The 6,132-nt window shown below is 70.0% G+C and carries 6 protein-coding genes; 3 read left to right on the forward strand and 3 right to left on the reverse strand.

The genetic code is table 11. The features are described from left to right. The 3 genes from ACWF94_RS30415 to ACWF94_RS30425 form a co-directional block, all read right to left on the reverse strand. Positions 1-1,017, reverse strand: a 1,017-nt coding sequence (locus tag ACWF94_RS30415) for a phytoene desaturase family protein (RefSeq protein ID WP_453495592.1), incomplete at its 3' end; no start/stop codon positions are given. Positions 1,018-1,284: 267 nt separating this feature from the next. After that, positions 1,285-2,463, reverse strand: coding sequence for a sensor histidine kinase (locus tag ACWF94_RS30420; protein WP_453495594.1), 1,179 nt, complete (start codon positions 2,461-2,463; stop codon positions 1,285-1,287). Beyond that, positions 2,460-3,122 (reverse strand): response regulator transcription factor, encoded by a 663-nt coding sequence (locus ACWF94_RS30425; RefSeq protein ID WP_453495596.1) that lies wholly within the window; start codon positions 3,120-3,122, stop codon positions 2,460-2,462. The genes ACWF94_RS30420 and ACWF94_RS30425 overlap by 4 nt, the downstream gene beginning before the upstream one ends. A gap of 189 nt (positions 3,123-3,311) precedes the next feature. On the opposite strand from ACWF94_RS30425, the gene ACWF94_RS30430 reads away from it, so the two are divergent. The 3 genes from ACWF94_RS30430 to ACWF94_RS30440 all read left to right on the forward strand — a co-directional run. Continuing rightward, positions 3,312-4,754 (forward strand): ABC transporter permease, encoded by a 1,443-nt coding sequence (locus tag ACWF94_RS30430; RefSeq protein ID WP_453495599.1) that lies wholly within the window; start codon positions 3,312-3,314, stop codon positions 4,752-4,754. 1 nt (position 4,755) lies between these two features. Further along, positions 4,756-5,433, forward strand: a complete 678-nt coding sequence (locus ACWF94_RS30435; protein ID WP_453495603.1) for an ABC transporter ATP-binding protein — start codon at positions 4,756-4,758, stop codon at positions 5,431-5,433. Positions 5,434-5,579: 146 nt separating this feature from the next. Beyond that, positions 5,580-6,132: tellurite resistance TerB family protein (locus ACWF94_RS30440; RefSeq protein WP_453495606.1), on the forward strand; the 553-nt coding region annotated here is incomplete at its 3' end.

A 6,132-nucleotide genomic window follows, 5' to 3' on the forward strand; every position in this document is an offset into this window, starting at 1 on the left:
CGCCTCGCGGGGGTCGACGGTGGTGTCGCGCAGCCGGGGCAGGCGGCGCAGAAGCATTTTCACCTTGAGGGGGGCCCCCGCGGCCCGCTTCGCGCCCAACTCGTCGCCGACGAGTTCGGCGAGGGCCTCGGGGGAGGCGTTCACCAGGACCTTGCGGGCCGCGACGCCGCCCTCGCCCGCCTCGGTGCGGTAGGTGACCTGGGAGTGCGGGTCGTCCGGCTCGATGCGCAGGACCTCGTGGCGGGTGACGATCTCGGCCCCGGCGGCCCGGGCCGCGCCCGCCAGCGCGTCGGTGAAGGCCCCCATGCCTCCGACCGGTACGTCCCAGTCCCCGGTGCCTCCGCCGATGACGTGGTACAGGAAGCAGATGTTCTGCGCGAGCGACTCGTCGTGCGCGTGGCTGAAGGTGCCGATGACGGCGTCGGTCAGCACGACACCGCGCACCAGGTCGTCCCGGAAGCGCTCTTCGACGGACACGCCCAGCGGCTGCTCGAAGAGCATGTTCCAGGCTGCGTCGTCCCCGATCCGGGCGCGCAGCGCGGCACGGGTGGGCAGCGGCTCGGTGAGGGTGGGGAAGACGGCGCGGGCGACGTTCCCGGTGGTGCCGTAGAAGTCCTCCCACGCGTCGTGGTCGGCGTCGGATCCGGTGAGGGCGCGGAAGGAGGCACGTGTGCGTTCCCTGCCCGAGCCGACGAACAGTCCGGTGGCCCGGCCGTCGCGGACCGTGGGCGTGTAGGAGGAGACCGCACGCTTCCGCACGGCGAAACCGAGCCCGAGGTCGTCGACGATCTTCGACGGCAGGAGCGAGACGAGATACGAGTAGCGGGACAGCCGCGCGTCCACGCCCGCGAACGCCCGGGTCGAGACGGCCGCGCCGCCCGTGACGCCGAGGCGTTCGAGGACGAGTACGGAGCGCCCGGCCCGGGCGAGGTAGCCGGCGGCGACGAGTCCGTTGTGCCCACCACCGACGATGACGACGTCGTAGACGTCCCTGGAGACTCCGCCCTGTGCTGGCATGACTCTTGGTAACACTCACCCTTCGTACGCCGCGGGAGATTCTGCGTTTCCCCATGATCTCCGGATATTTTCCCTGACTCGCGCATCTCGTGGCCACGGCGCGGTGCCTTGCGAGTCGGGGTTCTCGCGGTTGCGCACCCGGCGGCCTTGTCGGGGACGGTGCGGGGGACGCGGATGCGCCAGGCGCCTCCACGGCACCGTCGGCCGCGGCCCGGATGCCCCCGCCGGCGCGCTCGGGCGGTCCCCCGGCCGGGGACGGGCCGCATCTCAGCAGTCTGCCGCAGGCAGCGTCACCACGACACCGAGGCCGCCGGCGGGCCGCGCCGCCGCCGTCACTGTCCCCCGGTGCGCGCGCACGACCGACCGGACGATGGCGAGTCCGAGGCCGTGCCCCCGTTCGCTGCCGATGCGCGGCTGAGCCCGGTAGAACGGCTCGAAGAGCCGGTCCACGACGTCCGGGTCCACGACCGGCCCGGTGTTCTCCACCTCCAGGACCACCCGGTCACCGGCCTTGCTCACCCGGACCTGTACCGAGCCGTCCGCCGTGTTGTGCCGTACCGCGTTGTCCAGGAGGTTGACCACCAGCTGCCGCAGCAGGGCCCCGCTGCCCCGGACCTCGCCGTCGTCCCCCGCCGCCACCGTCAGGCGTACCGTGCCCAGGTCCTGCCCCTCGGCGGCCTCCTCGACGAGCCAGGCCAGGACGACCGGTTCGTGGCTGTGCTCCATATGCTCGGCGGCGGCCAGCCGAAGCAGTTCCTCGACGACGCGGATGTTGCGCTCATTGGTCTCCACCAGCATCGGCACCAGCTCCGCGAACTCCTCCGGCGACGGGTCGGCGGCCGCCATCTCAAGGATCGCCCGTGTCGTGGCGAGCGGGGTCAGCAGTTCGTGCGACGCGTTCGCCGCGAACCGCTGATGCGCGTCGAACGCCTCCTCCAGACGGGCCAGCGTGGTGTCGAAGGTGTCGGCCAGCTCGGTCAACTCGTCCTGTGGGCCCCCGGCGTTGATCCGGTACGACAGGTCTCCCTCACCGGCCCTGGCGGCGGCCCGGCTGATCGTGCGCAGGGGCGCGAGCAGCCGCCGCGAAAGCAGCCACCCCACGGCGAGTCCGACCACCGTCACCAGGAGGACTCCGATGACGGAGACGGCGAGCACGGCCGCCCAGACATCCTCCTTGGTACGGATCGCCCCGGGCTCGCCCGGCTCCGCGCTCATGGGCTGCGCGCGGGGCAGCCCGGACCACTTCCCGGGTGTCGCGGTGAGTTCCGGCGGCGGTGTGACCGTGGCCAGGTCGTACGTCGGCACATAGCGGATGCCGCCGTAGATGATCGCGACCATCAGCGCCGCGCAGACCGCGAGCGCCGAGCCGAAGCAGAGAAAGAGGCGCAGATGGATGCTGAACGCGCGGGGCCGCGTCCGCTTCCCCAGCGCGGCGCGGAACCTCACTCGGTCCCCAGGTAGTAGCCCGTGCTGATCACGGTGTGCACCAGCCGCGGCTCGCCCAGCTTCCGGCGCAGGGTGTGCACGACGAGGCGGACGGCGTTGGTGACCGGGTCGGCGTGTTCGTCCCAGACCTTGTCGAACAGGTACTCGGCGCTGACCACTCCGCCGTCGGCGCGCATCAGCAGTTCCAGTACCGCCCGTTCCTTCGGGGAGAGCCGGACCTCGGCGCCGCCGCGGGTGACGCGGCGGCGGTGCGGGTCGAGCGCGAGGTCGGCGAAGGTGAGTACCGGCGAGTGCGCCATGGGACTGCGTCGGTACAGCGCCCGCAGCCGGGCGATCAGTTCGGGGAACTCGAAGGGCTTGGCGAGATAGTCGTCGGCGCCCAGACCCAGGCCGGTCACCTTGTCGCCGAGGCGGCCCGCGGCGGTCAGCATGAGAATGCGGCAGTCGAGGCCGTCCGCGACAACCCGGCGGCAGACCTCGTCACCGTGCACGCCGGGCAGGTCGCGGTCGAGTACGACGGTGTCGTAGTCGTGTACGGAGAGCTGCTCCAGCGCCTGCTCACCGTCGTGCACGACATCGACCGCGATGGCCTCCCGGCGCAGCCGCATGGCCAGGACCCGCGCCAGGTGCAACTCGTCCTCGACCACCAGTACCCGCACGTGCGTCCACCCTTCTCAGATTCCGGTGAATTCCAGGACTCCGCGGTGACCGCCGGCTTCCGCCGTACTCCCGCCCCATTCGGCTGCCACGTATATCAGATGCCGTATGTGAACCGTGTATGAGAACCGGAGCCCCGCCCCGTCCGGAGAAACGCGGTGCAAAGACACCGCTGCCTAATGTCCGTGCCCATGAACCTCTTCAAACGTGCGTGGTGGCGGCTGTTCGGCCACCTGGGGAAGACACTGATGCTCATCGGCGTCTTCTTCGTCATCTGCACCCTCGTCCTCTCCGGCTTTCTGATCCAGTCGGCGGCGGCGCGGGCGACCGATGACACGAAGCGGCGGGTGGGCGCCGTGGCGAGCATGCAGCTGGACATCGAAGCCCTGTCGAGAAAGGGGAAGATGGGCAAGGACGCCAGCGGCAACGCGCCCGCGATGATCGGACCCGAGGGCGATCTGCGCCGCGTTCTCGTCGACAAGGTCTGCAAGTCGTCCGTGGTGCTGCGGTGCAATTACACGACCGAGTCCGCCGCTTTCCCCACCAAGCAGACCAAGCTCTACCGGACGACGCAACCGCGCCCGGGCGAGGCCGAGGACTACTTCATGGTGAAGGGCATTCGGGATCTGCAGCAGGTTTCGGCCTTCCGCAACGGTGACGCGAAACTGGTCGCCGGACGCGGCATCGCCGCCAACGGGCGGAGCGACGAGATCGTCATCGAGGAACGTATGGCGAAGTCGAACAAGGTACAGGTCGGCGGCCTGCTGCACCTCCTGGTGGGGAATGTGCCGCCGCCCGGCGAGAAGCCGGACACGACCGTGTACAAGTTCAAGGTCGTCGGCATCTACCGCAGCGGCACAGCCGACGTACCGAACACGCCCGCTCCCATGAGCCCGGCGAATCTGATGTACACCACCCCTGACGGTGCCACCACCCTCGTCGGAAAGGGCGGCGGGAAAGACGCCGGCATCGTCAACCAGGCCAGCTTCACGCTGGGCGACCCCGAGGATCTGGCGCCTCTGAAGAAGGCCGCCGAGGCCGCGGGCCTGGACTCGGAGATCTTCCCGCTCTCGGTCAACGACAAGCAGTACCGGACCCTGGTCGGCCCCATCAACAAGACCGCCGGCTTCGCCACCGTCACCGTCTGGCTCGTCGCGCTCGGCGGCACCGTCATCCTCGCCCTGATCGTCGCCTCGTCGCTGCGCGAACGCCGCTCGGAGCTGGGCATCCTGCTCGCGCTCGGCGAACGCAAACCCCGCGTACTCGGACAGCATCTGACAGAGATCGTCGTGTGCGCCGTTCTCGCCATCGGGCTCGCGGGCGCCTGCAGCCAGTTCCTGTCACGGAGCGTCGGGGACCAGCTACTCGCGAGCGAGGTCTCCTCGGCGCAGGAGGACGCCAGGAACCAGGGGTCCGGGCAGAGCGGCACCCTCCCCAACGGGGGATTCGCGCCCGAGGAAAGCGAAAGCGAACAGGAGGTCAAACCGATCGACTCCATGGACGTCCGGCTCGGCGCCTCGGACATCGCCAAGGTCGGCGCCACCGGCCTCGGCATCGCCGCCCTGGCCACGCTCATCCCCGGCGCGCGCGTGCTGCGCCTGAACCCGCGTGACATCCTCGCGAAGGGACAGTGACATGACCGCTCCTCTGCTGGAACTGTCCGGCCTCACCCGCACCTATCAGTCCGGCAACCGCCGCCGATCGGTCCTCAACTCCGTTTCGTACACCTTCACGGCGGGCCGCATGTACGCGATCATGGGCTCCTCCGGCTCCGGCAAGACGACCCTGCTCTCCCTGGCCAGCGGCCTGGACTCGCCGACCTCGGGCACCGTCCGCTTCGAGGGCCGTGACATCACCGACATCGGGCTCGGCCGCTACCGCAACCGGCACGCGGCCACCGTCTTCCAGTCCCTGAACCTGATCCCCTACATGACCGCGACACAGAACATCACCTCCGCCATGGAGATCACCCAGGTCAAGGGTGTCCACCGGAAACAGCGTGCCGCTGAACTCCTCACCCTCCTCGGCGTGGACCCCGCCGACCAGCACCGGCGCCCTCCGCAGCTCTCCGGAGGCCAGCAGCAGCGTGTGGCCATCGCCCGGGCCCTCGCCTGCGAGATCGACATCCTGTTCGCCGACGAGCCGACGGGCAGCCTCGACGCGGACACAGCCGACGGGATCATCGAGGTGTTCCAGAAGCTCGCCCACGACGACGGCAAGTGCGTCATCGTCGTCACCCATGCCAAGGCCGTCGCGACCGCGGCGGACGAAGTGCTACAGCTCAAACGGGGCCGGCTGACCCGGCAGAGCTGACCGGCCCGGCGACCCGCCCGCCGTTCCGGCCAGGGAGTGGACCCACCGGCTCCGGCGGTCATGGAACTCCGGAAGCCGGGCAGGCGTTGACCGAAGGACGCGCGGAACGCACGCGGACGACTGAACAGGTAGCCGAGGTGGCACGAATGGCGATGTGGGACCGGATCAAGGACCAGGCCAAGGGCCTGCAGCAGCAGTCACAAGGGGCGCGGAGCCCCGGCGGGCACGGACGGCCCGGGTCCGGGTCCAGGTCCGGCGGGGGGTCGAAGGCTCAGCTCGTGGGCTTGCTCAAGACCCAGCTCGGCTCCCTCAAGACCGAGCTGAAGAGCGGCTCCTACCGGGACGCGAGCATGGCCATGTGCGCCCTGGTCGCGGCTGCCGACGGGTCGGTCGACCCGGCCGAACGGCAGCATGTGGAGAACCTGATCCTGCAGAACGACGTCCTGCGGAACTTCCCGCCCGACCAGTTGCGGCAGCGGTTCAACAAGCATGCCGACCAGCTGGCGTTCAACTTCCAGCAGGGAAAGACCGAGGCCATGCAGGAGATCGCCAAGGTGGCGAAGAAGCCGACGGAGGCCAAGGCGGTCGTACAGACCGGCTTCATCGTCGCGGGCGCGGACGGGTACATCGCCCCGGCCGAGGAGCAGGTCCTGCGGGAAGCGTGCGCGGCGCTCGGCGTCTCCCCGCAGGAGTTCGGCC

The organism is Streptomyces sp. NPDC055078, from assembly GCF_053607985.1.

What these genes read in the sequence shown, in the direction of transcription:
- ACWF94_RS30430 (WP_453495599.1), top strand. Translation starts at nt 3,312, where the DNA reads ATGAACCTCTTCAAACGTGCGTGGTGGCGGCTGTTCGGCCACCTGGGG.
- ACWF94_RS30435 (WP_453495603.1), top strand. Translation starts at nt 4,756, where the DNA reads ATGACCGCTCCTCTGCTGGAACTGTCCGGCCTCACCCGCACCTATCAG.